Origin of the sequence: Weissella muntiaci, from assembly GCF_008107635.1 — a bacterium.
Classification (GTDB): Bacteria; Bacillota; Bacilli; order Lactobacillales; family Lactobacillaceae; genus Weissella; species Weissella muntiaci.
Window position 1 is genome coordinate 45,503 of record NZ_SDGZ01000023.1, and the last position, 25,806, is coordinate 71,308.

Below are 25,806 nucleotides of genomic sequence, written 5' to 3' on the forward strand. Positions count from 1 at the left end.
TTCAATTTTTTCTAAAGGAGCCCCGCTTTCGACTTCAAATCAATTACACTTGCTTACGGGAGGCACAGCCGCTAAGGCAAAATCATTCTTTACCATTGCGAACTTACTTCTTAGGGGGAATTAAATCGTGCAAAAAAAATATGGCTTATCAAGTTATTCCTTGAAAATGATTGCGATTGTTTTCATGCTAATTGATCATATCAATACCTATCTTGGGCAAAGCCTGCACTTGCCACTTTGGGTTGCCTGGCTCGGTCGCTTTGTCGCTCCGCTATTTGTATATTTATTGATTGAGGGCTTCTTTTACACTCGCAATCGTTGGCGTTATTTAAGACGACTTTTGCTTGCAACCGGAGTTATGGCAATCGGGAATATCGTTTATAATCTAATCAGTAAGTCATACATCAATCCGTATGACCAACAGATAAATTACTTCAATTTTTTAGGTCCTCAAAATATCTTTCTCACCTTAACATTGATTTTTGCTTTACTAATGCTCTTCGAAAACTTTAAAGAAGCAAAATTAATAGGTAGATTGCTCGGACTACTTGGCATTCTAGTCATGGCCTTTCTGTTACTGTTCAGCGAAGGTGGGATCTACTTGTTGCCAATTACGCTAATTATGTACACTGCAAGAAAAGCAAAGCTTCCACAAATTAATTATATTGGGATTACACTTTTCACATTAGCGTTACTGTTTCTTGCTGTTCAAAGTCATACTGGTGACCAAAGTCTGTATGCCTATCTAACCTTCGACAATGAATTTATGATGATTACAGTTTTGCCATTTATCTATCTCTATAATCATCAACGCGGTGGCACTGGACGTCCATTTGAGAAGTACTTCTTCTATTTCTTCTATCCAATTCATTTATGGATTCTATATGCTTTACACTTGATTCTTAACTAATCACAACAAAAAAAAGAGCCTATGACATGTTTCGCTTGTCATAGGCTCTTTAATCTACTACTTAAACCAACTGTCAACTTGACTCTGATGTGCTTTAATCCACTTTTTGGCAGCCGCTTCTGGCGTCTGACCATTTTGAACATCATACATCACAGACTCCATGTCGTCAGAGGTCCACTTAAAGTTCTTCATTACCTTATATGCCTGAGGCTTATCTGTTTTAAGTCCTTTACGAACTACAGTATTAATCGTTTCTTCTTTACCGAAGACACCCTTAGGATCCTTTAAATACTTCAAATGGTACTTTTGGAACATCCAATGTGGCGACCAACCTGTAATAACGATATCTTGCTTGCTCTCATAAGCTTTATTCAAGGCAACCGTCATCGCGCCAGTTGAGGCAGGAGTAATCTTCCAACCTTGGCTTGTTAGACCATATTGATCAAGTGCCTTTTGAGCTGAGTTCATCACTCCGGCCCCAGGTTCAATTCCTGTTACAGTCTGATTTGCTTGATTTGTTAATTCATCAATTGAATTAACGTTCATATAATCAGGAACCACCAGCCCCGTCTTAGCACCCTTAAGATTTGGCCCAAGCAATTCAAGGTCCTTCTTGTACTTCTTATATTGTGCAGCGTGAGTTACCGGTAACCAAGCCGAAACCATTCCATCAGCTTGATTTGTCGCTACTGACTGCCACATGACTGAATTATCAAGCGGCGTCGTATTGACTTTAAACCCATGTTCACGCATTGCCTCAGCTAATACATTTGTCGAAGCAACTTCTGAATCCCACTGAACGTATACTAAATCAACAGTCTTAGCATTTTCCTGGTTAGAAACCAACACGCCGCCGATTCCACTTGCCAAAAGCACAATCACTGATCCCAGACCAAGCCACTTTTTCCATGGACGATTCGTCTGGTTAACTTTTTCTTCAATTGGTCGGTTAAGCTTTTGCGTAAAGCGATCAATAATGATTGCCAAGATTACTAGCGCAAGACCATTGACGAATCCCTTACCAATATCAGCATTTTGGACAGCTGATAGAACACCACGACCTAGTCCAGGCGCACCAATCATTGACGCAATCACGACCATTGACAAGGCCAACATAATCGTCTGATTAACACCTGCAAGAATTGTTCCCTTAGCTAAAGGCAATTCCAATTTAAAGAGCTTTTGTCGTGAGGTTGAACCGAATGACTCAGCCGCTTCAACCAAATCCTTTGGTACCTGACGAATTCCCAAATTGGTAAATCGAACTGTTGGTGGCAATGCAAAGATAATTGATGCAAAGACCCCTGGTACGACACCGATTCCAAAGAAAGCTACGGCTGGAATTAAATACACGAACCCTGGCATCGTCTGCATAAAGTCCAAGATTGGTTGAACTATTTTAGCTACAGTTTCTTTCTTCGCCATCCAAATTCCAAGTGGAATTCCGATAATGATTGAAATCAAACTTGCAGTTAGCACCAATGTAACTGTGCTCATTAAGTCATCCCACAAACCTTGGTTTTGAATCAATAGCAATCCCAAGAATGTAAAGAGTGGAAAGCCCCATTTTTTCCCATATACTAAGGCTGCCAAGATTGTCATCACGATTACAAATATCCAGAACGGAACAGCCGTTAACCCATTCGTGATGGCATCCATAAAGCTAGTTCCGCCAGATTGCAAGGCAGCAAAAAAACCAGCTAAGTGGTTGGTCAGCCAATTGACAATTGTTTCGACCCAATCGGCCAAAGGCAATTTCATTAAACTCCCCATTAAAATCATATTATGCTTCCCCCTCGTTGATATTCATTTCTGTCTCAGCTAGGGCTTCCAACACGCGACCACGAATAATGACACCCAATAAACGACCTTCTTCTACAACTGCCAAAGGTGTGGGCGAATCATAAATTAATGGCATAACCTCAGACACTAAAGTATCCTTAGGAATCGTAATCATCTCTGTTACTGCTTCAGCGAGTGGTTTATTTTCCCGACGAGCGGCATAAAGGTCTTCACTTGCTACGAAGCCCTTAAATTGCCGGTTGCGATCGACAGCGACCAGTCCCGAAACCTCTTCATCGTGCATCTTCTTTAATGCAACATTCGGTCCATCAACATCAATATTAGTTGTCAAAGGCGGAATCATAATATTCTCAGCCGTTAAGACCTTCGAACGATCAACATCCTCAATAAAGGCACGTACATAATCATTCGCTGGATGTGTCAAAATCTGCTCACCAGTTCCAACTTGCATGATTTGACCATCTTTCATAATGGCAATCCGATCACCAATCCGTAAAGCCTCATTTAGATCGTGCGAAATAAAGATGATTGTCTTTTGGAACTTAGCTTGTAAGTCCAAAAGCTCATCTTGCATCTCACGCCGAATCAATGGATCCAAAGCCGAGAAGGCTTCATCCATCAATAATATTTCTGGGTCATTCGCTAGCGCACGCGCTAAACCAACTCGTTGTTGCATTCCACCAGAAAGTTGTGTTGGATATTGATCTTTAAAGCTTAATAGATTGGCATTATCAAGCGCCTTCTCTGCACGTTCACGTCGTTCAGCCTTGGCTACGCCTTGAATTTCCAAGCCGTATTCAGTATTCTCAAGAATTGTCCGCTGTGGGAACAAACCGAAACTTTGGAACACCATGCTCATTTTCTTACGACGAACTTCAAGTAGCTGATCTTTCTTTAGCTTAGAAATATCTTGCCCGTCAAGATAGATTTCACCTGCTGTGGGCTCGATTAACCGATTCAAAAGTCGAATCAGTGTCGATTTACCCGAGCCGGATAGTCCCATAATGACGAAAATCTCGCCCTCTTCTATATCCAAATTGGCATCATAGACACCAACAGTCGCTCCAGTTTGCTTTAAGATGTCTTCTTTAGCTTCCCCTGATTCCACCAACTTTAATGCCGGCTTCACCTTTTTACCAAAGATTTTCGTTAAATGCTGAATGCTTACTTTCGTCATGAATTACTTCCCCTACTTGTTTGCAAATTTTTTAATACTTAATTTTATAAATAAGTATACCTTGCAGTTTACTTACGTTCTCCGTAAGTTCTTCTAAATATTGTAAACACTTTGTATAACCTTCTGTCAAAAATAATTATCTATACCATTTTAGCTAATAAAAAACATCTAAGTCAACGAATCAGCTTAGACGCTTTTTAATGTTCATTTTATCAACTATACCATTTATAAATTATTTTTTACAAACAGCGCTATATCTACATTCTCTCATCTAGACATGTATCCGCTTTCATGTTATATACTATAAAAGTTTAGCATCTCGGGCAATTTCACCGAGATATGTTCCTGTATATTTCTTCATTTCATGCTCAATTAAACGTTTCTCAATAAATGGTAATTCCATATCCGCAAGTTTCTTACGATCAGATAAGTAATAAATCGCCTTCGCTAATTGACGGACGTCATATGCTGAATCAAATACCTCTGGAACACCACGATCAACATCCAAAAGAGTATAAACCGCCTCCATTGCCGTCCTAACAGAATATTCCGTTGTAAAGACTGTATCTTGCTGTTCCGACTCAGCAAAATTACCGATTAAAGCCAAATTCTTTGAGCCCTTTGGCACCACCGCTGGCCGATCTCCCGGCTGGCGAAGCATAAAGTAAGAGGTAATAAACGGCATGTACACTGGCACTGCATTTACCGCATTTTCAACAAAGTCATGAATCTCAGCCTCAGGCATCCCAAGGTGATACATCAACTCCTCTGCAATTTCTGCGCCACTGGCTTGCTCAATTGGCTTATTAATGTAATTACCGGCGGTATTTGATAATAGTCCATAAACCCACATGACCGTTTCGTCAGTCTTTTGATCCATCTTAAAATGGGGTTGCCGATGAATGGCAAAGCTCATTAACCAATTCGAGTCCTTAACCGTAACGATTCCACCCGTTACAACTTTACCAGTCCGTAAGTCGCGCTTGGTCAATCGCTTGATATATGGATCGATCTGCGCATTTTTAAAGGTCAAGGTCGCTGAAACATACCAACTTTCAGCCGGCAGGTTTTGGTAAAAGGCCTTTGGATTACCAAGCGCTGGTGATTGTGCGGCAAGCTTCTCCCAAAGCTTCCAACTGCCACCAGGCTCCTTGGTTATCGGTGCCGGAGTATGCTGGTCGCCTTGTGTTGAGCTTTCTGTAATCGAACCATTTGTCACAAACACAAAATCATCTGACGTCAAGGTAATCTGCTTTACCGTGCCATCCGCTTCCTTGATTTGAAGTGCTTGGGCCTGCAGCTCCTCTGTGCCTTCATGTAGGCTAACATTTTCGACTTGCGTCCCATAATGGAAGTTCACACCCTGCTTCTGTAGATAAGCCAGTACCGGTTTCACCAACGATTCATATTGGTTATATTTAGTGAACTTTAATGCTGAAAAATCTGGTAGACCATCAATATGATGAATAAAGCGATGAATATAACGTCGCATTTCAATAGCCGAATGCCATTTTTCAAAAGCAAACATTGTGCTCCAATATAGCCAGAAATTAGAGGCAAAGAATTCGTCGGAGAACACATCTTCAATTTTCTCGCCAATCAATTGATCTTCAGAACGCATAAACAAATCCAATAATTCCTGCTGAGCTTGTCTGCTAAGTGTAAAATCGCCATCATCAGGAACTCGTTCACCCCGATTGGCAATAATTCGACAGTTGGATGAATTTGGATCGGCTCGATTCAGACGATAAAATTCGTCCAAAACGCTAGCATCAGGTATCTCGAGTGATGGAATACTTCGATATAAATCCCAGAGGGTTTCAAAATGGTTTTCCATTTCACGACCACCTCGAGTTACAAGACCGACATTTGAGATGAAATGACCATCCAACGATCCACCAAATTCATCCAACTCTTCATAAATGTGAATATTATCTGCCGGCATATATGCATCACGAATCAAAAATACTGCAGTTGCTAAACCTGCTAAACCGCCACCAACAATATGCGCCGTTTTATCTTCAATTCCAGCATTTTTTGCTGGTCGAACAAAAGCTTCATAATTTCCATTTGTATATCGCATATTAACCCCCATCAATCTTCGATTAACTTCCATGTTTACCTTGATTATAGTATTTATTTAAGCGCTTTCAATAAACAATTCTAATAGCACTGTTAAATGTAGCCGATTTAAAAAAGACTAATCGATATTAATAATCGACTAGTCTTTTTAAAAATCAAATTTATCAAAGCTAATTAAGCATGCTTTACCGGCTTGCGAATAAATACCAAGATTACCAAACTTACAATAACCATTGCTAACAACACTACCAATGTAAGATGGAAATTCAAAGGCATCGTCTTAGGTGGATTCAAAGGATTACCACTGGCAAGTAAGAATCCTGCCAAAATTGCACCTACACCAAACCCTTGATAAATCAATGAGTAATTTCGTGTATGATGTTCCAAACCAAAGTAGTCTCCCACAAAAGTCGGGAATACAGTAATATTTCCACCAAAGCTAAAGGCCATTGCAATAATAACCAAATTAACCAATAGTGCGCTCATCGTTTGATTGAGCAAAAGCATTACGATTGCGATTAACTGAATCGTAAATGTAATGAAGAAGACGCTCTTTCGCCCAATGACGTCTGACAAGGCGCCTAAGACAAATCGACCAATTGTATTGGCAATCGCCACAATCGCCACGAATGATGCAGCAGCGGCTGTTCCAGCCCATGTAGCGGGCTCACCAAGCCACTTAGAGGCCATCGGTGTAACCGCAGCTCCCAACAAGCCCATAAACGCAACAGCAGTCGTCAAGCAAATGAAAATCAAATAAGCTTGTGGTGTATGCAACATCTCTTTAGTCGTGAAGTTATTTGAACCACTAGCAGTGCTCTTAACAACCGGATGCTCTGGAGCATCCTTTAGGAAGAATGCACCAACTACGATAATGATCATGGCTAGAACACCCCATACCATTAAAGTCTTAGTGATGTTTGTTCCCGTGATTTTGCCAAGTGATCCTGCAACACCCAAATCGATATACTTAAAAATAAAACTACCTAATCCATAACTGGCAACTGCGATTCCAGAAATTAAACCTGTCCGCTCAGGGAACCACTTAATTGCGTTTGATAAAGTTGTAATATAAGCAATTCCATCTGTAGCACCCAATAGAACACCACCAAACAACCATAATAATGCCAACTGTCCCGTTGAATGAATTGTTGTAAGAGCAATAACTGCTATCCCATATAAAATTCCCATTACGATATTAACATTCCGAATGCCAAATCGCTTAATAAGATTCGGCGCAATCAACGTCGCCAAAGCCAAACTTAACATACCCAATGTGAAGGTAAATGAAATGGTAGCGGGCTTAATGCCACCAACCAAAGTTGGCACACCGTTAACAACCTTAGCAGTTGCTCCCGTCATTTGTTGAATACCAACACTAAAAACTGACCAAGCGTAAAATGAACCCACACCGATTTGCACTAAGACCGTCCCAAGAATGACTAGCCAGCGCTTATTCGGATTGTTCTGCATCGTCTCATCCATGATTTTGTACTCTCCTTACTAAATCATCAACATATAGCTTCTCAAACCATTTCTCTGTTTCTTAAATTAAATATACCCATCTCCCTTATTTATTCTTTGTAGAGCTCTCTAGATTTATTATAACTCTTTTGGTAAGCGCTTACATATACCTTTTTTAAATTTGCACAAAAAAAGGTTCAAGCAACAACATTTGTTTACCTGAACCATTTTAATTATTTAACCCATCGATTGTCATCCATCACCAGTTTGTCCAAAACTGACTTAGGTGTGTCTTTGAAATTCATTTCTTTTTCAAGTGTCCCTTGCATCAAAACACGACCAGCCTCTGCCGTGTAATCACAGGTTACTAGCGTAATCATCTTTTTGCCTGGCACATCATCAACAACTTCGACTTGATGAGGATCGATAACTTTATAGACCGTTGCCTTGTATTCATAAACTTTCTTCAGGTCCGTTAAATAAATCTTTTGACCAACCTTACCTGAATAATATAAAGGTGAAAACAAGATGTTGCGCCCACTTGATCCTTGAATGAAATGACTGGCTAGGGCATAGTTTCCCTGCCCCATAACTTGATTTTCCTTCAGTGTTCCAGCACCTAATGCAATATTGATATTATCAACCCCATTTGAAATTGGCACATTTAATCCAATTTCTGGGATTGCCACATAACCAATAAAGTTAATCTTTCCAGCCTCCATCCGTGCCTTTAAGACTTGTTGAGCAGAAAGTGATTGAACTTTTTCCCACTTATAGTTACCTTGCTTTTCCTTACCTTTTGCTACGGATTTTTGGGTTACCGTTGGCTGAAACTTTGACAATGTATAAAAGGCGATTTGATTATGAAAAATCAAAGCTAAACCTACCAACACTAATAGCAACCAACTGAACCGCTTGAACCACTTCCGCATCTCTTCTTCCCCTCGACATCCCAAATATTTTCGTTGCTTAGATTCTCCAAGCTATCTACTAAACTTTCGATCAACAATATAGATAACTAAGCCAATGATGAAAATTCCTACACCCCATAATAACACGGTTGGTGATTGTGCCGTCAATAGATAGCCAATCACTAACAATGCAATAATCGGTAATAACATCCCACCTGGTAGTTTAAAGGCTCCTGGTACTAATGGACTATGGCGTGTTTTAATAACTGCCAAAATCGTCGGAACATATTGAACGAACGACGCCAAAACAATTAATTGAACCAAGAAGATATAACCACCACTTAAAATTAACAAAGCTGCCATGATTATCGTTACTATATTGGCAACCCAAGGAGAGTCATAGCGATTCTTCCGCCCGAATATTTTCGGCAACAACTGCTTTTCATTCGCCAACGACGCCATTTCAATTGGTGCATTAAACGAACCAGCAATCGCGACTCCCAAGATTGAAATACTCATTCCAACAACGATGAATAATTTTCCAGCTGGACCAAATAGAATTGCAAAAGCATCGGCAACCGGCAACGTTGATTTAACTAAATCTCCACCTAGTAAGCCAATTGCGACTGTTTGAACTGCCGCATAAATTAATGTCACCGTTAGCATGATTAACACCAATGCCCTTGGAAGATTCTTCTGCGGATTCTTCATTTCACGAGCAGCAATTGGTAGAAAATTAAAGCCAGTGAAAACATAGAAGATAATTGAGAGCGCCTTTGAGAGTTGCCCTGAGAAGCCACTGGGCGTCTGCATGTTAGCTGGTACGCTGAAGGTCAGGTTATTCCCCTTGATAGCAAAGAAACCAATTCCAATAAAAATAATTAAAACCAAGATTTTGGCGATTGTTGCAATATTATCGACACGCTCCATTAACGCAGTGCCAAAGAAATTCACCAGACCTAGTATCAGTAAAATCACAACTGCAATGGCGTTAAAAATCACTTTATCGTGCAATGCAGGAATGACGGTACTCAGTGCCGTTAATAAAGCAACGATCTCAGCACTCAGTGTGATAACTGCCAGCCACCAACCAAACCAGCCAACTTCAAAACCAGCGAAGCGACCAAAAACATAGTCGGCATAAATCCATGCGCCACCATCTTCTGAGTATTTTGCAGACATAACGGCATAATTCAAAGCAATGATAAACGCCATCACTCCCGCTAGCAGAATCGTTAAAATCGAAAAAATCCCGGTCTCGTGATAAATCTGTCCAGGTAGCAAAAAAATTCCAGAACCAACAATTGCATTGATTCCCAGTAAAAAGATTCCCAAAAAGGATAGTTGCTTTGTCTTTGTATTCATCATTCCATCCCACCAAAAAAGCGTTTACTCACAGTATACTGAAAGTAAACGCTTTTTTAAACAAATCAATCAATCGTCTTAAAATATACCATCGATTGTTTCAAATTAAATGATTAACCTTGTGTTGACATCTTACGACGCTTAGTTGCCTTCTCACGCTCACTAGTATTCAAAATTTGCTTACGAATACGAACGTTTTCTGGCGTTACTTCAGCATATTCATCATCATCCAAGAATTCCAATGACTCTTCCAAAGTAAAGTCACGTGGAGTCTTAACAGACGCAGTTTGGTCCTTATTTGATGAACGAACGTTGGTCATGTTCTTAGCCTTAGTAACGTTAACTGAGATATCGTTGTCACGACTGTTGATTCCAACAACCATTCCTTCATAAATCTCGTCACCAGGGTGCACAAGCAATGTTCCACGATCTTCGACACCCATCATGGCATATGTTGTAACCGTACCTTGGTTGATTGAAACCAACGCTCCATTATGACGACCAGGATTCCAGTTCTTAACAACTGGACCGTATGCCTCATAAGTGTGGTTGTAGATACCATATCCACGTGTGATTGACATGAATTCAGTTGAGTAACCAATCAAACCACGTGAAGGTACAAGGAACTCCAAACGAGTTGTACCGTTACCAGTTGATTCCATGTTACGCATCTCACCCTTACGTTGAGCAATTGAATCAATTACTGATCCAGTTGACTCATCAGGAGTATCAATTTGAACTACTTCAAATGGTTCTGACAATACGCCATCAATTTCCTTGTAGATAACTTCTGGACGTGAAACTTGTAGCTCGAATCCTTCACGACGCAAAGTTTCGATCAAGATTGACAAATGCAACTCACCACGACCTGAAACAAGCCAAGTAGCAGCTACATCTGTACTTTGAACACGCAATGAGACATCAGTTTGAAGCTCACGGTTCAAACGATCCTCAAGTTGACGACTTGTAACGAACTTACCTTCGCGACCAGCGAAAGGTGAATCATTCGTACGGAAAGTCATTTGCAATGTTGGCTCGTCAATGTGCAAGATTGGCAAGGCATCTGGATGAGCGGCATCTGTAACAGTCTCACCAACTGACAAATCGTTCAATCCTGCCAAGGCAATCAAGTCACCAGCAACGGCTTCATTAATCTCAATTCGGTCCAAACCAATGTAACCGAATAACTTAGTTACACGGAAGTTTTCAGCTTTACCGTCGACCTTCATCACTGAAACTGAGTCTCCGACCTTGATCTTACCGCGGAAAACACGTCCGATTCCGATACGACCAACGAAATCGTTATAATCCAACAATGCCACTTGGAATTGCAATGGCTCATCTGAATTGTCTTCTGGTGCTGGAATTGTTTCAAAAACCTTATCGAAGACAGGCTTCATTGTGTGTTCTTGTGTTGCAAGATCTGGATCCAATGATGATGTCCCGTTCATTGCTGAAGCAAAGATTACAGGAAAATCAAGTTGTTCCTCATCTGCACCCAACTCGATAAACAAGTCAAGCACTTCATCAACAACTTCTGAAGGACGCGCACCAGGACGGTCAACCTTGTTAACAACAACGATTGGTACAAGATTTTGCTCAAAGGCTTTCTTCAAAACAAATCGAGTTTGTGGCATAGTACCTTCAAAGGCATCCACAACCAAAAGCACACCATCAACCATGTTCATGATTCGCTCAACTTCACCACCAAAGTCCGCGTGACCAGGGGTATCCAAAATGTTAATTTGCTTATCCCCAACCTTAACGGCAGTGTTCTTGGCCAAGATCGTGATTCCACGTTCCTTTTCCAAGTCATTTGTATCCATGGCACGGTCATCCAACTCGGTCCGTAGATCAAGAGTATCTGACTGCTTTAACAATTCGTTAACCAACGTCGTCTTACCGTGATCGACGTGGGCAATGATCGCAATGTTTCGAATATCTTCCCGCTTTGCCAAAATAATTTCTCCTTTTTTGGGGCGTCCGCCCTTTGTAAACGATTTCATTTGTCGCTTCCGCACAAAAACGAGCCGAAATATCGACCCGTTTCTTTTCGCTCAACTAATTTCTGATCAACTGAATGTCAGCAAATGCTTGTGTAGTTGCTAATAAAACTGTCCCTGATGATAACATATTTATATTACTGCCGTCAATAAGTCGCGCTGTTAATCCTTGACCAGCGCCCAGCGCCACACCAGCAGCAAAGTCCCACGGTTTCATACGACTCGCGTAGCCTACCGCTCGACCCAACAACACTTGAATGAAGGATATACCTGCTGATCCATAGACACGATAACTTAGTGCACTACGCGCAATCGCCTGAAAATCAAACTGATTATAGAGTAACCGAGCACCCGATAAATAAATAATTCCATCAGCTAAACCAACATTCTGAACAGCGGGTAACCTGGTTCCATTCATTGCTACCCCAACTTCGGGTCCGCCATGAATAATGTCATCTGCCATAACGTCCATAATCCAGCCTAAAATTGGTTCGCCGTCGATATACAACGCCAACATTGATGCAAACTCACTTTGTTGTTTCACAAAATTCATCGTTCCATCAATCGGATCAATAAACCAGACATGCCCTGCGAGATCCTGCGGATGATCACCGTAACCTTCTTCACTGATAATTGATGCGTCCGGATCCGCTTGCCGAATTAATTCAACATATAACTGTTCGACCTCACGATCAACACTTGTCACCAAATCACTCCGCGAAGCTTTGGTTTCAACTTGGAAATTCTCAGACATTCGCTGAATAATCAATGATCGTGCTGTGTGCAACCATTTTAAACCTTGTAAGTCTAAAGCTCTAATTTCGGTCGGGGTCATATCACCCCTCCAGCCTTACGATGTTCTTCGCTTGTTTCGCAGCCTGCATTGTTCGGTAAATGCTGTAACCAGACTCTGAACCGAATTCGCGATCAAGCTGCTTCTCCTCGCCCTTACTGGGTACAACCAACTTAAAAGCCTGGTAGGCCGCAATCAAATCAGTCTTCTTGATGCCTTGTTCGTTGGCCTGTGCGACTGCCGAATACAGAGTCGAAACGGCAATAATATCAGCGGTCGTCCATCCATCCAGCATCGGATAATTAAATTGTTTATCGCCTGACATATTTTATCCAATCAACTTTGTATTTGCTGGCTCAGTCCAAGGATCCTGCTTATTAATGTGGTCATAATACAGTACCCCATGCAAATGATCAATTTCATGTTGGAAAACAATTGCTGGATAGCCCTCCAGCTTTAATTCGTGCGATTCTCCGGTCTCATCCTGATACTTTACAGTGATACGATTTGAGCGTGGTACGAATCCTGGTACATCCTCATCAACTGATAGGCATCCTTCACCTGTTGAAAGTGCCGCCTGCTTCACAGACTGACGCGTAATTACTGGGTTAAAAATCGTACCCTTGAAGAAGTAATCTTCACTTTCAACATCTGCCTCATCTAGCTCGTCAATATCCGCACTGGGAATTAGAATCGATGAAAATAACTTTGATACACCTACCTGCGGAGCTGCTAAACCAACACCTGGACGCAAACCATACTTTTCGTTCTGCTCTTCGTCTTGACTGACAACCAGATAGTCCATCATATTCTTGGCTACTGCTTTTAATTCATCTGATAATGGAAATTCAACAACTGCTGCTTGTGCTCGCAAAACGGCATTTCCATCGCGCACAATATCGTTCATTAAATACATCTTTGTCACTCCTAAATCAATAATTACTAATTTTCAGTATAGCATTATTTCGAGGCAAGCGACCGGCTTACCCGCCTAAATTACTCACGTTTTAGCCAATTAAGTCGCCAATCGTTTACTCAATATCTAAATATAGTTTTTAGAACAACGGCTGATTCAACCTTTTCAAATCTCGCAAATACGCCAACGTTTGCGCATTATTAACGCAGGCAACATCAATATGCAAATAGTCATGCACGTTGTCATACCAAGTATCGGTCACAACCAATGGGTCCTTTTGCATGCCAAAAGCATGTAAGCCGTTTGCTTGGGCATAATCGCTCAAGGCAAGATCCAGCCGTTCAGTAATTTTTTTTACGTCATCGCGCCTTTCTGTCGGCAGAATAAATTCAAACGCCATAACATTATGGCCCCAAATATTGGCAACCAATTCCGATGTCAAATCTTTAGGTTCAAGCACACCAAACGCCTTCAACACTGTCAAGGCGCTTTTTATAGCTTGATTGACTATTTGCTGTGACTCAATGATTTCACGCTCAGTCACGCGCCGGCCATGACGCCGAATAATCGTCACAATAACAATTAATAAAATTACTAGACCAACACCAACCAATAACCATCCGCGCATTATTTTCTCCTCTTAGAATCGGCGTGAGCAAGCATAATCCGTTCTAATTTTGCTTGCAAGAACTGTGCCTTCGGATTATCAACCTGATCATAAGCAACGAATCGAATATTCCGATATGTTAAGGCCAAGGTTGCTATCTCGGCCTTCAACTGCTTAATTGTTGAATTTGATGCTAACGCTCCATGTACATCTTCGGCCAATGAGAAATCATTATACTCGCGAACTAAGTCCTTTAGGCTAGTAACTACAACATACGATCCGCCTTGTCTGTTCATGATTGAGATATTATCCAAGCCATCAATAATTGCGTTCAGTTCGGCTTCAATCGTTGACTCTGTTGAACCACGAACAACTACGCCCTGACTCGCCGGCAGATTATAGGTCAATAGTAGGTAGCCAGCTAGTGTTTGTCCGGTAGCTTGATCACGTTGCCCCCCAACATACAGATAACTAGCAAAGCGTGTTGGTAATTGCTTTTTCAGTTCATTTGCGAGTTTTACCTCGGCGGGTGTTGTCATCGTCACATAGGTTCGGCGCCATTTGTTTTTGGCACCGCTCAGACGAAACTTCAAATTATTCCAAATTGATCCACGCATCCTCTTTTGCCTCCGTGATTTTCTATAAGCTTAGTTTACTAAATTTGATTGTCCGGATAAAGGTAAAGCCTCTCTTTTGTGCATTAGCTTATCCAGCAAAGAGCTCGTTGCTCTTATATAGCTTTAAATACATAAATCTGCTAAACTTATTCATAGTAATGTCTGGATATTACCGGACTGATTCGATAACAAGGAGCAAAAATTTATGATTTATAAGGTTTATTATCAACCAAACAAAATTCAAAACCCAAAACGGGAAAACACTATGTCCCTCTATGTCGACATGGATTCGATGCCAGCTGCGCGTTTAGCAGTTGAAAGCAACACTGAATACAATGTTGAGTTCATCGAGGAATTGTCAGAGAAAGCTTTAGCCTACGAGCAAACAACCGCAGACTTTAAGCTAACGGAGTTCTAGCTTATGGTAATGGATCTGGAGATTCGTCCAGACGAGACAGCTGTATATGCCCTTGGTGGGTTAGGCGAAATCGGTAAGAACACTTATGGTATTCAATATGGTGATGAAATTATCATTATTGATGCCGGTGTTAAATTCCCCGAAGACGAACTTTTGGGAATTGATTACGTAATCCCTGATTACACCTACCTCAAGGAAAATCGTGACAAAATCAAGGCATTGGTTATCACACACGGTCACGAGGATCACATTGGTGCCATTCATTTCTTCTTGAATGCCGTCAATGTACCCGTCTATGCAGGCCCACTCGCTCTGGCTTTAATTAAAAACAAACTTGATGAACATGGTCTATTAAATAGCACTGAGCTTCACGAATTAAACGAAGACTCAATTCTAACATTTGATAATATGTCGGTTGAGTTCTTCCGAACAACCCATTCGATTCCAGACACATTTGGAGTTGCAATTCATACTCCTTCTGGAACAATTGTTGAAACCGGTGATTTTAAGTTTGACCTGACTCCAACAACAAAACAGCCACCTAATCTACAAAAGATGGCTCGAATTGGTTCTGAGGGTGTCCTACTTTTGATGTCCGATTCAACTAACGCCGAGCGCGCTGAATTTACCAAGTCTGAGAAATGGGTTGGTAAGACCATTGATAAATTGTTTGATGACATTGATGGTCGGATTATCTTTGCGACTTTCGCATCTAATATGTCACGTGTCCAAATGGCCACTGAAGCCGCTTTGGCACACGGACGTAAAATTGCTGTATTTGGTCGTTCGATGGAGTCAGCCGTAACGAATGGTATGGCTCTTGGATACCTCGATATTCCAAAGGAAATGCTTGTCGACGCTCATGAAATCAATCACCTACCTGCAAACGAAGTTTTGATTCTCTCAACCGGTTCGCAGGGTGAGCCAATGGCTGCTTTAGCTCGAATTGCTAATGGTACGCATAAACAGATTTCAATTCAACCTGATGACACAGTGATTTTCTCAAGTTCACCAATTCCTGGTAATACTCAATCAGTTAATCGTGTTATCAATGAATTAGAAGAAGCTGGTGCTCGAGTTATTCACGGTAAAGTAAACAACATTCACGCCTCTGGTCACGGTGGTCAGGAAGAGCAGAAACTAATGCTTTCTCTGATTAAGCCTAAGTTCTTTATGCCCGTCCACGGTGAATACCGGATGCTCAAAGTTCATGAAGGCTTGGCCCACGAGATTGGCGTCGAACCTGAGAACACTTTCGTGCTAGATAATGGTGATGTATTGGCTTTGACTGCTGATTCTGCACGCTTGGCTGATCATTTCCCTGCCGAAGACACTTATGTGGATGGTAATGGTATTGGCGATGTCGGCGCAGCTGTGTTACGTGACCGTCAAATGTTATCGCAAGATGGATTGGTTGTGGTTGTCGCAACAATCGACTTGAACAGCCAGGAAATCACTGCCGGCCCTGATATTTTATCACGTGGCTTCATCTACATGCGTGAATCAGAAGAATTGATCAATGAAGGTCGCAAGGAAATTTTCCATGCTATTCTGACCGCAATGCGTGACAAAAACGCATCTGAACATACAATTCGTAACGCAGTCGTTTCTCATCTGCAGCGTTTCTTGTATGAAAAGACTAAGCGACGTCCGCTAATCTTACCCGAATTCATTATGATTAATGAAAAGTCGGCTCAAAATTAATTAACATTCTAAAAAGGATTAATAGCAATTGCTATTAATCCTTTTTTTCTGCCTGCAACACTGCCTTCACCCATATTTTTATAGCGATTAATGATAAACTAAATTTGTTAGATACTTTCGTTTTATTAATTAAGGAGACAGTGATAATGACCGTAACCGACGTAATTGAACAACTCAACACTATTCAGATGCAAGTACCTGCAAGTACTAAAAAAGACCTTGGTGCTAAATCAATTTACTTAGCCGCTGGCTGGTTTGACGAACTCCAAACAACGCTCTTGTTGGATGCTTACCGGGCACTGCTACAAAATCCGACAATTGCTCACATTCACGTCCCATTACTTCATCAATATGGCGGTGAGGAGTTTATTGAAGACGGCGAGTTTTCTCCTAATTTTGAATGGGCTACGATGACTTACAAGTCCGATGTTAAGGCTATTGATAACTCTGATCTAGTTGTCGCCCTCTTCCCCGCTGAATCTCAAGATATTGGAACTGCGATGGAAGTTGGGTACGCTGTTGCCTCCCACAAACCTGTTATCACCACGTATACCGGTGACCTTAATATCACCCCTATCAATTTAATGATCTCGTTTGGCGCCGATTCATTTGTCCTAGATCCAAAAGAACTGACTAACTATAATTTCCTCGATATTACCCCAAGAAAATATTCTGGGGCGATTATCTAAATGAAAAAGGTTCCGGAAATTTCCGGAACCTTTTTATTTGTCTGTCGTAATTAAATAAAATGAATGCTTTTGGCTTGTTACTTCAAAGTCAAAAGCATGTACCCCTAGTTCTTCACCATCGACATGTCCATACTCCAATCGTGGGATAACCATTTCATACTTGTCACTTGTCCAACGGTAAACCTGTTGCATGCCATAATGCTCTGAACGTAAAACCTTGAATAAAGTATGCAACAGTTGTGGCATATTCCTTTTCTCAATAATAATTAAATCCATCTTGCCATCTGTTGGATTCGCGTCAGGCATGATCTGCACTCCACCACCAAAATAGGGATGATTTGAGAAAGTTAACAAATATCCATGATTAAACTGCACCTGCCCTTGATCGCTCTTTAAAGATACATTAAAAGTATCTTGTGTCCTTAGCACACCAAAAAGTGATAGAAAATAAGCTAATTTCCCCAGATGGAGCCGATTCAGTGAATTCTTTAAGGTCGAATCATTCGTCGCCGCCACTGTTGCGGCATCAAATCCAACGCCCAGATTATTAACAAAATAACGCCTTGTATGATTAACACGATCCAGCATCCGACCAATATCAAGCTGCTGAACCTGTTCAGTCTCAATTGCCGTCACTAACTGTGGAATAATTACCTCGGGCTGTAAGTTATTTGATAAATTATAAGCGCGTGCAAAATCATTGCCAGAGCCCGCTGGAATATAAGCAATTGGCGCCGACCAACCAATATTCGCTGCTAATTGACCGTTAACAGCCTCATTGAGTGAGCCGTCACCGCCCAAAATTACCAAGACACTGTTATAGCTGTTATGTTTTTGCCAAATATAGCTCCAATTATAGATATCACGTGGTCGTGTGCTGATTTGAGCTTGATAGTCAATTTGTTTTCCTTTTAGGTAAGCTTCAAATTTTTGCCAAATCTGCATGGCGTTTCCGGATTGTGCCGCCGGATTAATTAGGAAAATAAGCTTTTTCATGTTCATACCTTCATTTGTAATCAATAGATAATAATATAACATAACTGTCGCCAAATTGTCGCGATTTGGTAAAAAAACTTTTCTATTTGTCACAAAAAAACTGCTAACCTTCATGACAGATGAAAGTTAACAGTTTTATAGTTTTATGAATCGGATAATTCAGGATTCTTATGCTTCAAATGCTGCTTGCAATGGTGGTACAACTTGCTTCTTACGTGATACCACACCAGGCAACGATGCACGTCCATCAATCAAAGTGGTTGCAAAGGCTTTTGCAACCTTATCTTGATTTGCTCCCAAGACAAGCACATCTGAGTTTGATTCCAGAATGTTTGTCACAACAAAAATGAATGTATCATAGTCTTCACTGGCAAGCTCTTCCTCGATTGCTGCAACAACCTCATCGCGACGTGCAAAGACATCTTCGACATCGACAGTATTGACTTGACCAACTCGAACACTCTGACCAGCCATATCAAATGACTTAGCATCACCATCAATCAACTCTTTAGCTGTGCGTGATGACAGGTCAGTCCCTGCCTTAAGCATTGCCAATCCGTAAGCTTGATAATCTGCTAGTCCAGCTAACGTTGCCAAAGCCTCAAGTGCTGGTTGATCCATCGGTGAAGTCGTAGGGCTCTTCAACAACAAAGTATCAGAGATAATTGCCGACGCCATCATTCCTGCTAGCTCTGCTGGAATTTCCACATTAGCATTCTTGAACTCGTAGTACAAAATCGTAGCCGTTGAACCATATGGCATGTTAATAAAGTACATTGGTGCTGCTGACTTAAAGTCAATCTTATGGTGATCGTAGACACCCGTAACAGTAATATCAGCAATATTTGCAACAGATTGACCAGCTTCATTATGATCAACCAAAACAACTGTTTCAGTATCAGCTTCCTTAATCACACGTGGAGCAGCAACCTTGAAATAATCCAAAGCATACTGTGTCTCAGCATTTGGCTTACCAAGTGCAACTGCCTCGGTCTCCTCATGATAAGCATTGTTTAACAAATATGAAGCCGCCAAAGCAGCGGAAATTGTATCTGTATCAGGATTTTGGTGTCCAAAAACAAGCGTCTTTGCCATGTTTAGAATCTCCATTCAAAATTTATGATTTTAGTTTAACACATTTTAAGTAACGTCTTTATGCCAGAACTAAACTTTCCAAGAAAGTTGTCATCCGGATAGGCAGTCCATCTGAATCGACATCAATGATAAAGCTACCATTACTGTAACGTTGTCCCAAAGGATGCTCATTAGGGACGAAATCAAACCGTTTATTACGTTCGGTAACGATTGTAATTGCCTGCGGATGCTCACGTGCGACTGCTAATGCGGCAACTAAACGATGCGGATCCTTTTTTAGCTCACGCATGATTGCAACACCCTTACGAGCACGACTTGTAACTGGCACCTCACTCACTGGCATCCACTTAAAGGCTCCACGATTCGAGACCACTGCTACAGCCTGTTGCTCGGTAATTGCCATCGCGCTAACGACGTAATCGTCGGCACCCAAATTAATTGCTTTCACCCCGGCCGTTCGCGGACCAGTTGTCGGCACTTCGTTGATCGGATAACGTAATCCGTAAGCGCTGTGCGTTACTATCAATACATCTGCTTGCAATAGCTGGGTTTGATCCAACAATTGCAGACCTACAATTTGGGCATGTGCGTCCTTCAATTTGATTACAGGCATCGCCCGTTTCTTATATGACGAACGCGGTGCCAAGTCAGCAAAGGCGGTCCGCTTAATCATGCCATCATTAGTTGCAACCAACCAATCACCAGTTAGCTGATTCAAGTCATCGATCACCTTCACCGCAATAATTAGCTCTTCGGAAGCCATTCCAGTAATCGTTTGTGATAAGTGTTCCCCCGCATCCTTCCACTTTGCCTCAGGAATCTCATGTACTGGACGATAGATCACATTTCCCAGATTAGTCAAAATGAACATATGTTGACGTGTGTTGACCTTATTAAGGTAAACTGGCTCATCATCTTCACGAAGACCATTCTCATCCCCAGAAGCTGAATATGAACGCTGTGAGGCACGTTTAACGTAACCTTCGCGCGATACTAAGACAACCACATCCTCATCAGCAACTGTGACCGTTCGATCGATGGTTAGCTCTTGCACTTCTGATTCAATTGCTGTCCGACGATCGGAGCGGTATTCCTTTTTGATTGCTTGTAATTCGCCACGTAGAACCCGACGCAAGGCTTTAGGATCAGATAGAATCTCTTGATACTTGGCGATCTTCTCCTCTAATTCAGCAAACTCAGCTTGTAACTGAGTCACATCGGTATTCGTCAAACGATACAATTGCAAAGTTACAATTGCTTCAGCTTGCGCATCGGTGAAATTAAATTGTTCAATCAGATTTTGTTTAGCATCCTTACGATTTTCTGATGCTCGAATTGCGACAATCACCTCATCCAAGATCGACAATGCCTTAATCAGACCAGTTACAATATGCTGACGTTCCTGCGCCTTTACCAAATCAAACTGCGTCCGCTTAGTAATAATGTCAGTTTTATGATTCAAGAAGGCTGTTAAGGCCGTCTTCAAGCCAACCCGCTCAGGTCGCTGATTATGAATCGCAACCATATTAAAATTATAAGTAATCTGCAAATCCGTCTTTTTGAATAAATAATTCAAAATCCCGTCCGCATTAGCATCTTTTGCTAATTCAATTACGATTAATAGTCCGTCACGATCAGAAACATCACGAACATCGACAATTCCAGCAACATCTTTATTCAAACGAATTTCGTCCATCTTCTTAACCAAAGCGGCCTTGTTAACTTCGTATGGAATCTCTGTGACTTCAATCTGCGACTTGCCACCCTTAAGCGGTGTAATCTGCGTCTTTGAACGCAATACAACGCGTCCCTTACCGTCTTCGTAAGCAGACTTAATCCCATCAATTCCTTGAATAATTCCACCAGTTGGAAAATCAGGTCCTTTGATAAAGTCCATCAATTCTGCTAGTTTGGCATTCGGATGCGCTAACAAATATACCAAGGCATCAATCACTTCAACTAGATTATGTGGTGGAATATCGGTAGCATAACCTGCTGATATTCCGGTCGCCCCATTTACCAATAAGTTTGGAAAATGTGCTGGTAGCACCGTTGGCTCGTACTCCGTATCATCGAAGTTTAAAACCATTTCAACAGTCTTTTTATCAAGATCCCGCAGCATTTCTCCGGCTAATTTTGATAAACGAGCTTCCGTATAACGCATTGCGGCTGGTGGATCATTATCAATTGAACCGTTGTTACCATGCATTTCAACTAGTGGTGCACGTAATTTCCAATCTTGCGACATCCGCACCATGGCTTCATAAATCGATGAATCACCATGTGGATGAAAATTACCCATTACATTTCCGACCGACTTTGCGGACTTACGGAATTGCTTGTCGTAAGTATTTCCGTCCTTATTCATGGCATACAAGATTCGTCGTTGTACTGGCTTCAGGCCATCACGAATATCGGGTAATGCACGTTCTTGAATAATGTATTTTGAATAGCGCCCAAAACGGTCACCCATGACGGATTCTAGGCTTAATTCTTGAATATTTTGATCAGCCATTTGAGTCCTCACTATCTTGCCATGTTTCAATTACCGGCACTTGAAAATCATCCGTTTCAACCGCCACAGCAGTTGATTCGTCATCACTCTCCAAAATTGAACCACCTTCTTCAAGGGTAAAAGCCACGTTAGCCTCAATCCATTTACGTCGTGGCTCAACCTTATCACCCATCAGCGTAGTGACTCGTTTTTCTGCCAACATCGCATCATCAATCATTACGCGAATCAAAGTCCGTGAATCTGGATTCATCGTGGTATCCCAAAGCTGATCGGCATTCATTTCACCGAGCCCCTTGAAGCGTTGCAATGTCACACCACGATCGCCAGTCACTTCTTGTTTACTTGCAAGTTGAGCATTTGTCCATGCGTATTGAATATCTTGCTTTTTACCAGTCCCTTTACGCAACATATACAGTGGTGGCAAAGCAATATATACTTTACCAGCTTCGATTAATGGTCGCATGTACTTATAGAAGAAGGTCAATAGCAATGTCTGGATATGCGCGCCGTCGTCGTCGGCATCGGTCATAATAATAATCTTGTCGTAATTAATGTCCGCAACATCAAACTCTGCTCCAACACCGCCACCAATTGTGTAGATAATCGTGGCAATCTCTTCGTTTTTCATGATATCCGCCAGCTTGGCCTTCTCAGTGTTCAAAACTTTACCACGCAAAGGTAAGATCGCTTGGAACTTGCGATCTCGCCCTTGCTTGGCTGAGCCTCCGGCAGAATCTCCCTCAACCAAGAACAATTCATTCTTGGATGCGTTCTTTGACTGTGCGGGTGATAGCTTACCTGACAAGAGCTTTTCGCGCTTCCCCTTCTTCTTACCTGAACGAGCCTCATCACGTGCTCTACGGGCCGCCTCACGCGCTTCACGGGCACGTAGCGCTTTACGGATCAACCCTTGCGAGAATTCACCGTTCTCCATCAGATAGAATCCTAATTGTTCTTGAATCACCGTATCAACGATTGAACGAGCTTCTGGAGTTCCAAGCTTGTCCTTGGTTTGACCTTCAAATTGTAGGAGGTCTTCCGGGATTCGTAACGAAATCACTACTGCCAGACCTTCTCGAACATCGGATCCGTCTAAATTCTTATCCTTCTCTTTTAAAAGGCTAACCTTACGCGCGTAATCGTTAAATGCCTTAGTCCATGCCGTTCTTAAACCGGCCTCATGTGTTCCACCACCTGGCGTCCGCACATTATTAACGAAAGACATCATCGTCTCCGAATATCCGTCGTTATATTGAGCAGCCACCTCTACCTCAACATCTTGTAACTTACCATCAAAGTACATGATAGGACCAAGTGTATCCTTATCTTCATTTAAATAAGCTGCAAATGCTTGAATGCCCTCTGGGTAGTGATACTCTTCAGCACGTTCTTGTCCAATACGTTCGTCAGTCAAAGTTACCTTGATATCCTTTAGTAGAAAGGCCGACTCACGCAATCGTTCAGCCAAAATATCAAAATTATAAATTGTAGTTGAGAAAATTGTAAGATCTGGCTTGAAGGTTACGGTTGTTCCGTTTGGCTCCTTGGTCTTACCCAAATTATTCAACGTACCGTCAGGCTTTCCACCGTCAATAAAATGCTCTTGGTATTTAACCCCATCACGAACAATCGTTACTGTAAGTGACTTTGATAGTGCATTAACAACCGATGAACCCACACCATGGAGTCCACCAGATGTTTTATAGCCACCTTGACCAAATTTTCCGCCGGCGTGTAGTACCGTCAAGATTACCTCAGGTGTCGGTTTTCCGGATGCGTGCATCCCAACTGGCATTCCACGACCATGATCAACTACAGTAATTGAGTTGTCCGCGTGAATAATTACATTAATCTCATCACCATAACCTGCTAACGCTTCATCAACTGCGTTATCAAAGATTTCATATACTAGGTGGTGCAGCCCTCGTCCATCAGTTGAACCGATGTACATACCGGGACGCTTGCGAACTGCTTCAAGTCCCTCTAAGACTGTGATGGAATCATCCGAATAACTATTTTTACTTGCCATGGACGCTCCCTTTCTTTTTTTTAATCTATGTTTTTAGTACACTCTGTTTTTCATAATATCGCAAGGTCTTGTTTTTTTGCAAGTTTTGTTTTTAAACTCACATAAAATCATAGCAATATCTTACTTTTTTTTCGGTCATTCCTGCTATAATAAGATTTGATTTTTATTTTTGCAAATTTGCAAAATATTTCTAGGAGGAAATTTGATGAGTTCAATGCACTTCATCATTTCATTTATTTTAGCCTACTGTTTGGGGTCACTTCCCTTTGGCTACTGGATTGGCAAGCTATTTTATAATCAAGACATATTGAATGCAGGTTCAGGAAACATTGGAACCACTAACACCTTCCGCGTTTTAGGCAATCGCGCCGGACTTACCGTCCTTGTTTTGGACATTTTAAAAGGAACTGCTGGTGCGTATATGGCGGCAATCTGGGGCAATGTCCCTAGTAAAGAGTGGCTTTTCTTCGTTGGTCTAGGCGCCATCATTGGTCACACCTTCTCAATGTGGATCAAGTTCCGCGGTGGTAAGGCAGTCGCTACCAGTGCCGGCGTCTTACTGGCATATACACCGCATTTATTTGTCTTTGCGTCGCTAGTATTTATTACGGTTATCCTATTATCAAGTATGGTTTCACTTGGATCAATGATTGGCTTCACGCTCGTAACGCTAGCCGCCATTATTGAACAAGACTGGCTCTTAACCGTTATTGCCGTTGCCCTGACAATTTTTGTTTTCTATCGGCATCGTGAGAATATTAAGCGAATTAAAGCTGGCACCGAAAGCCTAGTGCCTTTTGGATTATACTATTGGTCAAAACATCGTCAATCTTAAAACAACAAAAACGAATAGGATTAGCTATCTGCTAAATCTTATTCGTTTTTTTGCACTTATTTATCCAACATTGCGACATATTCCTCAAGCGTCAGATTATGTTTCGTGATGTACTCTGCATTTGCAACCCCGACGTAGCGATAATGCCAATCCTCATAACCAACACCAGTACTCTTCTTTCCATCCGCTGGAAAACGGAGAATAAACCCATACTTTGGTGCAAGAGCCGCAATTTGCTTTACGACTGCCTTGGGACTCTCGTTAAGAGAATCTACGGTACTCATATCAATAGCCAGCCCCGTTTGATGCTCGGACATCTTTGGCGGCTGGGAATAAGTCTGAACGTTTTTCTCCGCTTGTGCACGCGTTATTGAACCGCCACCTGCATTTACGGTTCCAGCTGCTCCGGCCATTTCTTGGTCAACATATCGGTCATATAACTGTGTCTGATAAGCGACCGATCGATATCCAGATATCAGGTGTTCTGCCGAATCAACCTTCTGCGCAGCGGCCAAAAAATCAGTCGTAGCGTTTGCAATTCGCTGGTCAACTTGCACCCCCGCTACCGTCGTAAGCGTTGGATTAAGCTCATCATGCGGATGGTCTCGATTAACTACTAATAAGTTCCAATCAGAAGCCCTCGCCGCTGGTAGATCACTTTGTGAGGTAGCTGAGGTAGCCTTTGAACTGGTGCTTTTACTCGAATCACTAGTTGTTGTCTGTGTATTTAAGTGCTTAAATATTACTCCACCAATGACAAGTACAACCAATAATCCTAGCAGCCATGAATATTTCTTCATTAATATCTGCCTCCTTAATCTTCAAAAAAGAAAAGCCATACGCTTTTCAAGAACAATGGTGTAACCAAAGTTGAAAA

The 25,806-nt window shown here is 41.7% G+C and carries 22 protein-coding genes; 5 read left to right on the forward strand and 17 right to left on the reverse strand.

Annotated elements, in window-relative coordinates:
* The first annotated feature begins 127 nt into the window (after positions 1-127).
* Positions 128-910 (forward strand): TraX family protein, encoded by a 783-nt coding sequence (locus ESZ50_RS09390; protein WP_246111540.1) that lies wholly within the window; start codon positions 128-130, stop codon positions 908-910.
* A 57-nt stretch (positions 911-967) separates the two neighbouring features.
* On the opposite strand, the gene ESZ50_RS09395 is transcribed toward ESZ50_RS09390, so the two are convergent.
* The 12 genes from ESZ50_RS09395 to ESZ50_RS09450 form a co-directional block, all read right to left on the reverse strand.
* On the reverse strand, positions 968-2,692 hold the full coding sequence (locus tag ESZ50_RS09395) for an ABC transporter permease/substrate binding protein (protein WP_148623341.1): 1,725 nt from the start codon (positions 2,690-2,692) through the stop codon (positions 968-970).
* Position 2,693: 1 nt separating this feature from the next.
* A complete protein-coding gene (locus ESZ50_RS09400; protein WP_148623342.1) occupies positions 2,694-3,890 on the reverse strand; it encodes a quaternary amine ABC transporter ATP-binding protein in 1,197 nt (398 codons plus the stop codon).
* A gap of 301 nt (positions 3,891-4,191) precedes the next feature.
* Positions 4,192-5,973: an oleate hydratase gene (locus ESZ50_RS09405; protein WP_148623344.1), complete on the reverse strand. Its 1,782-nt coding sequence runs from the start codon at positions 5,971-5,973 to the stop codon at positions 4,192-4,194.
* Positions 5,974-6,146: 173 nt separating this feature from the next.
* Positions 6,147-7,457, reverse strand: coding sequence for an OFA family MFS transporter (locus tag ESZ50_RS09410; RefSeq protein ID WP_148623345.1), 1,311 nt, complete (start codon positions 7,455-7,457; stop codon positions 6,147-6,149).
* A gap of 212 nt (positions 7,458-7,669) precedes the next feature.
* Positions 7,670-8,368, reverse strand: coding sequence for a class A sortase (locus tag ESZ50_RS09415; RefSeq protein WP_148623346.1), 699 nt, complete (start codon positions 8,366-8,368; stop codon positions 7,670-7,672).
* Between the two features lie 51 nt (positions 8,369-8,419).
* Complete coding sequence (locus ESZ50_RS09420; protein WP_148623348.1) at positions 8,420-9,715, reverse strand: APC family permease; 1,296 nt, start codon at positions 9,713-9,715, stop codon at positions 8,420-8,422.
* Positions 9,716-9,825: 110 nt separating this feature from the next.
* The gene (gene typA, locus ESZ50_RS09425) at positions 9,826-11,670 is read right to left on the reverse strand and encodes a translational GTPase TypA (protein WP_148623349.1); all 1,845 of its coding nucleotides are present in this window, start codon (positions 11,668-11,670) and stop codon (positions 9,826-9,828) included.
* Positions 11,671-11,773: 103 nt separating this feature from the next.
* Entirely contained in the window at positions 11,774-12,550 is a 777-nt protein-coding gene (locus ESZ50_RS09430; protein WP_148623350.1) for an inositol monophosphatase family protein, read from the reverse strand.
* A 1-nt stretch (position 12,551) separates the two neighbouring features.
* Positions 12,552-12,833 (reverse strand): UPF0223 family protein, encoded by a 282-nt coding sequence (locus ESZ50_RS09435; protein WP_148623352.1) that lies wholly within the window; start codon positions 12,831-12,833, stop codon positions 12,552-12,554.
* 3 nt (positions 12,834-12,836) lie between these two features.
* Positions 12,837-13,424 (reverse strand): peptide deformylase, encoded by a 588-nt coding sequence (def, locus tag ESZ50_RS09440; RefSeq protein WP_148623353.1) that lies wholly within the window; start codon positions 13,422-13,424, stop codon positions 12,837-12,839.
* 139 nt (positions 13,425-13,563) lie between these two features.
* Positions 13,564-14,052 carry a hypothetical protein gene (locus ESZ50_RS09445; protein ID WP_148623354.1) on the reverse strand — a complete coding sequence of 163 codons (489 nt, stop codon included), beginning with the start codon at positions 14,050-14,052 and terminating at the stop codon, positions 13,564-13,566.
* Positions 14,052-14,648 (reverse strand): hypothetical protein, encoded by a 597-nt coding sequence (locus ESZ50_RS09450; protein ID WP_148623355.1) that lies wholly within the window; start codon positions 14,646-14,648, stop codon positions 14,052-14,054. The genes ESZ50_RS09445 and ESZ50_RS09450 overlap by 1 nt, the downstream gene beginning before the upstream one ends.
* Before the next feature lie 205 nt (positions 14,649-14,853).
* On the opposite strand from ESZ50_RS09450, the gene ESZ50_RS09455 reads away from it, so the two are divergent.
* The 3 genes from ESZ50_RS09455 (at position 14,854) to ESZ50_RS09465 (ending at position 17,459) form a co-directional block, all read left to right on the forward strand.
* A complete protein-coding gene (locus tag ESZ50_RS09455) occupies positions 14,854-15,066 on the forward strand; it encodes a DNA-directed RNA polymerase subunit epsilon (protein WP_148623357.1) in 213 nt (70 codons plus the stop codon).
* A 3-nt stretch (positions 15,067-15,069) separates the two neighbouring features.
* Positions 15,070-16,770 carry a ribonuclease J1 gene (rnjA, locus tag ESZ50_RS09460; protein ID WP_148623358.1) on the forward strand — a complete coding sequence of 567 codons (1,701 nt, stop codon included), beginning with the start codon at positions 15,070-15,072 and terminating at the stop codon, positions 16,768-16,770.
* Positions 16,771-16,916: 146 nt separating this feature from the next.
* Positions 16,917-17,459 (forward strand): nucleoside 2-deoxyribosyltransferase, encoded by a 543-nt coding sequence (locus tag ESZ50_RS09465; protein WP_246111541.1) that lies wholly within the window; start codon positions 16,917-16,919, stop codon positions 17,457-17,459.
* Between the two features lie 33 nt (positions 17,460-17,492).
* Here the strand turns inward: ESZ50_RS09465 and ESZ50_RS09470 are convergent, their stop codons facing one another.
* From ESZ50_RS09470 to parE, 4 genes are all read right to left on the reverse strand, one after another.
* A complete protein-coding gene (locus ESZ50_RS09470) occupies positions 17,493-18,455 on the reverse strand; it encodes a diacylglycerol/lipid kinase family protein (protein WP_187387615.1) in 963 nt (320 codons plus the stop codon).
* A gap of 168 nt (positions 18,456-18,623) precedes the next feature.
* Positions 18,624-19,550: a manganese-dependent inorganic pyrophosphatase gene (locus tag ESZ50_RS09475; protein ID WP_148623361.1), complete on the reverse strand. Its 927-nt coding sequence runs from the start codon at positions 19,548-19,550 to the stop codon at positions 18,624-18,626.
* A gap of 58 nt (positions 19,551-19,608) precedes the next feature.
* Positions 19,609-22,065, reverse strand: coding sequence for a DNA topoisomerase IV subunit A (gene parC / locus ESZ50_RS09480; RefSeq protein WP_148623363.1), 2,457 nt, complete (start codon positions 22,063-22,065; stop codon positions 19,609-19,611).
* Positions 22,058-24,094 carry a DNA topoisomerase IV subunit B gene (gene parE / locus ESZ50_RS09485; RefSeq protein WP_148623365.1) on the reverse strand — a complete coding sequence of 679 codons (2,037 nt, stop codon included), beginning with the start codon at positions 24,092-24,094 and terminating at the stop codon, positions 22,058-22,060. The genes parC and parE overlap by 8 nt, the downstream gene beginning before the upstream one ends.
* Before the next feature lie 205 nt (positions 24,095-24,299).
* On the opposite strand from parE, the gene plsY reads away from it, so the two are divergent.
* Positions 24,300-24,929: a glycerol-3-phosphate 1-O-acyltransferase PlsY gene (gene plsY / locus ESZ50_RS09490; RefSeq protein ID WP_148623367.1), complete on the forward strand. Its 630-nt coding sequence runs from the start codon at positions 24,300-24,302 to the stop codon at positions 24,927-24,929.
* 56 nt (positions 24,930-24,985) lie between these two features.
* Here the strand turns inward: plsY and ESZ50_RS09495 are convergent, their stop codons facing one another.
* The gene (locus tag ESZ50_RS09495; RefSeq protein ID WP_148623369.1) at positions 24,986-25,729 is read right to left on the reverse strand and encodes a M15 family metallopeptidase; all 744 of its coding nucleotides are present in this window, start codon (positions 25,727-25,729) and stop codon (positions 24,986-24,988) included.
* Between the last annotated feature and the right edge of the window lie 77 nt (positions 25,730-25,806).

Bases quoted from the DNA above. Each gene is read 5' to 3' on its own strand.
- ESZ50_RS09455 (WP_148623357.1), top strand. From the start codon at position 14,854: ATGATTTATAAGGTTTATTATCAACCAAACAAAATTCAAAACCCAAAA.
- parC (WP_148623363.1), bottom strand. From the start codon at position 22,065: ATGGCTGATCAAAATATTCAAGAATTAAGCCTAGAATCCGTCATGGGT.
- parE (WP_148623365.1), bottom strand. From the start codon at position 24,094: ATGGCAAGTAAAAATAGTTATTCGGATGATTCCATCACAGTCTTAGAG.
- ESZ50_RS09475 (WP_148623361.1), bottom strand. From the start codon at position 19,550: ATGGCAAAGACGCTTGTTTTTGGACACCAAAATCCTGATACAGATACA.
- def (WP_148623353.1), bottom strand. From the start codon at position 13,424: ATGTATTTAATGAACGATATTGTGCGCGATGGAAATGCCGTTTTGCGA.
- ESZ50_RS09395 (WP_148623341.1), bottom strand. From the start codon at position 2,692: ATGATTTTAATGGGGAGTTTAATGAAATTGCCTTTGGCCGATTGGGTC.
- ESZ50_RS09450 (WP_148623355.1), bottom strand. From the start codon at position 14,648: ATGCGTGGATCAATTTGGAATAATTTGAAGTTTCGTCTGAGCGGTGCC.
- ESZ50_RS09415 (WP_148623346.1), bottom strand. From the start codon at position 8,368: ATGCGGAAGTGGTTCAAGCGGTTCAGTTGGTTGCTATTAGTGTTGGTA.
- ESZ50_RS09400 (WP_148623342.1), bottom strand. From the start codon at position 3,890: ATGACGAAAGTAAGCATTCAGCATTTAACGAAAATCTTTGGTAAAAAG.
- ESZ50_RS09445 (WP_148623354.1), bottom strand. From the start codon at position 14,052: ATGCGCGGATGGTTATTGGTTGGTGTTGGTCTAGTAATTTTATTAATT.
- ESZ50_RS09470 (WP_187387615.1), bottom strand. From the start codon at position 18,455: ATGAAAAAGCTTATTTTCCTAATTAATCCGGCGGCACAATCCGGAAAC.
- ESZ50_RS09405 (WP_148623344.1), bottom strand. From the start codon at position 5,973: ATGCGATATACAAATGGAAATTATGAAGCTTTTGTTCGACCAGCAAAA.
- ESZ50_RS09435 (WP_148623352.1), bottom strand. From the start codon at position 12,833: ATGTCAGGCGATAAACAATTTAATTATCCGATGCTGGATGGATGGACG.
- rnjA (WP_148623358.1), top strand. From the start codon at position 15,070: ATGGTAATGGATCTGGAGATTCGTCCAGACGAGACAGCTGTATATGCC.
- ESZ50_RS09420 (WP_148623348.1), bottom strand. From the start codon at position 9,715: ATGATGAATACAAAGACAAAGCAACTATCCTTTTTGGGAATCTTTTTA.
- ESZ50_RS09495 (WP_148623369.1), bottom strand. From the start codon at position 25,729: ATGAAGAAATATTCATGGCTGCTAGGATTATTGGTTGTACTTGTCATT.
- plsY (WP_148623367.1), top strand. From the start codon at position 24,300: ATGAGTTCAATGCACTTCATCATTTCATTTATTTTAGCCTACTGTTTG.
- ESZ50_RS09430 (WP_148623350.1), bottom strand. From the start codon at position 12,550: ATGACCCCGACCGAAATTAGAGCTTTAGACTTACAAGGTTTAAAATGG.
- ESZ50_RS09410 (WP_148623345.1), bottom strand. From the start codon at position 7,457: ATGGATGAGACGATGCAGAACAATCCGAATAAGCGCTGGCTAGTCATT.
- ESZ50_RS09465 (WP_246111541.1), top strand. From the start codon at position 16,917: ATGACCGTAACCGACGTAATTGAACAACTCAACACTATTCAGATGCAA.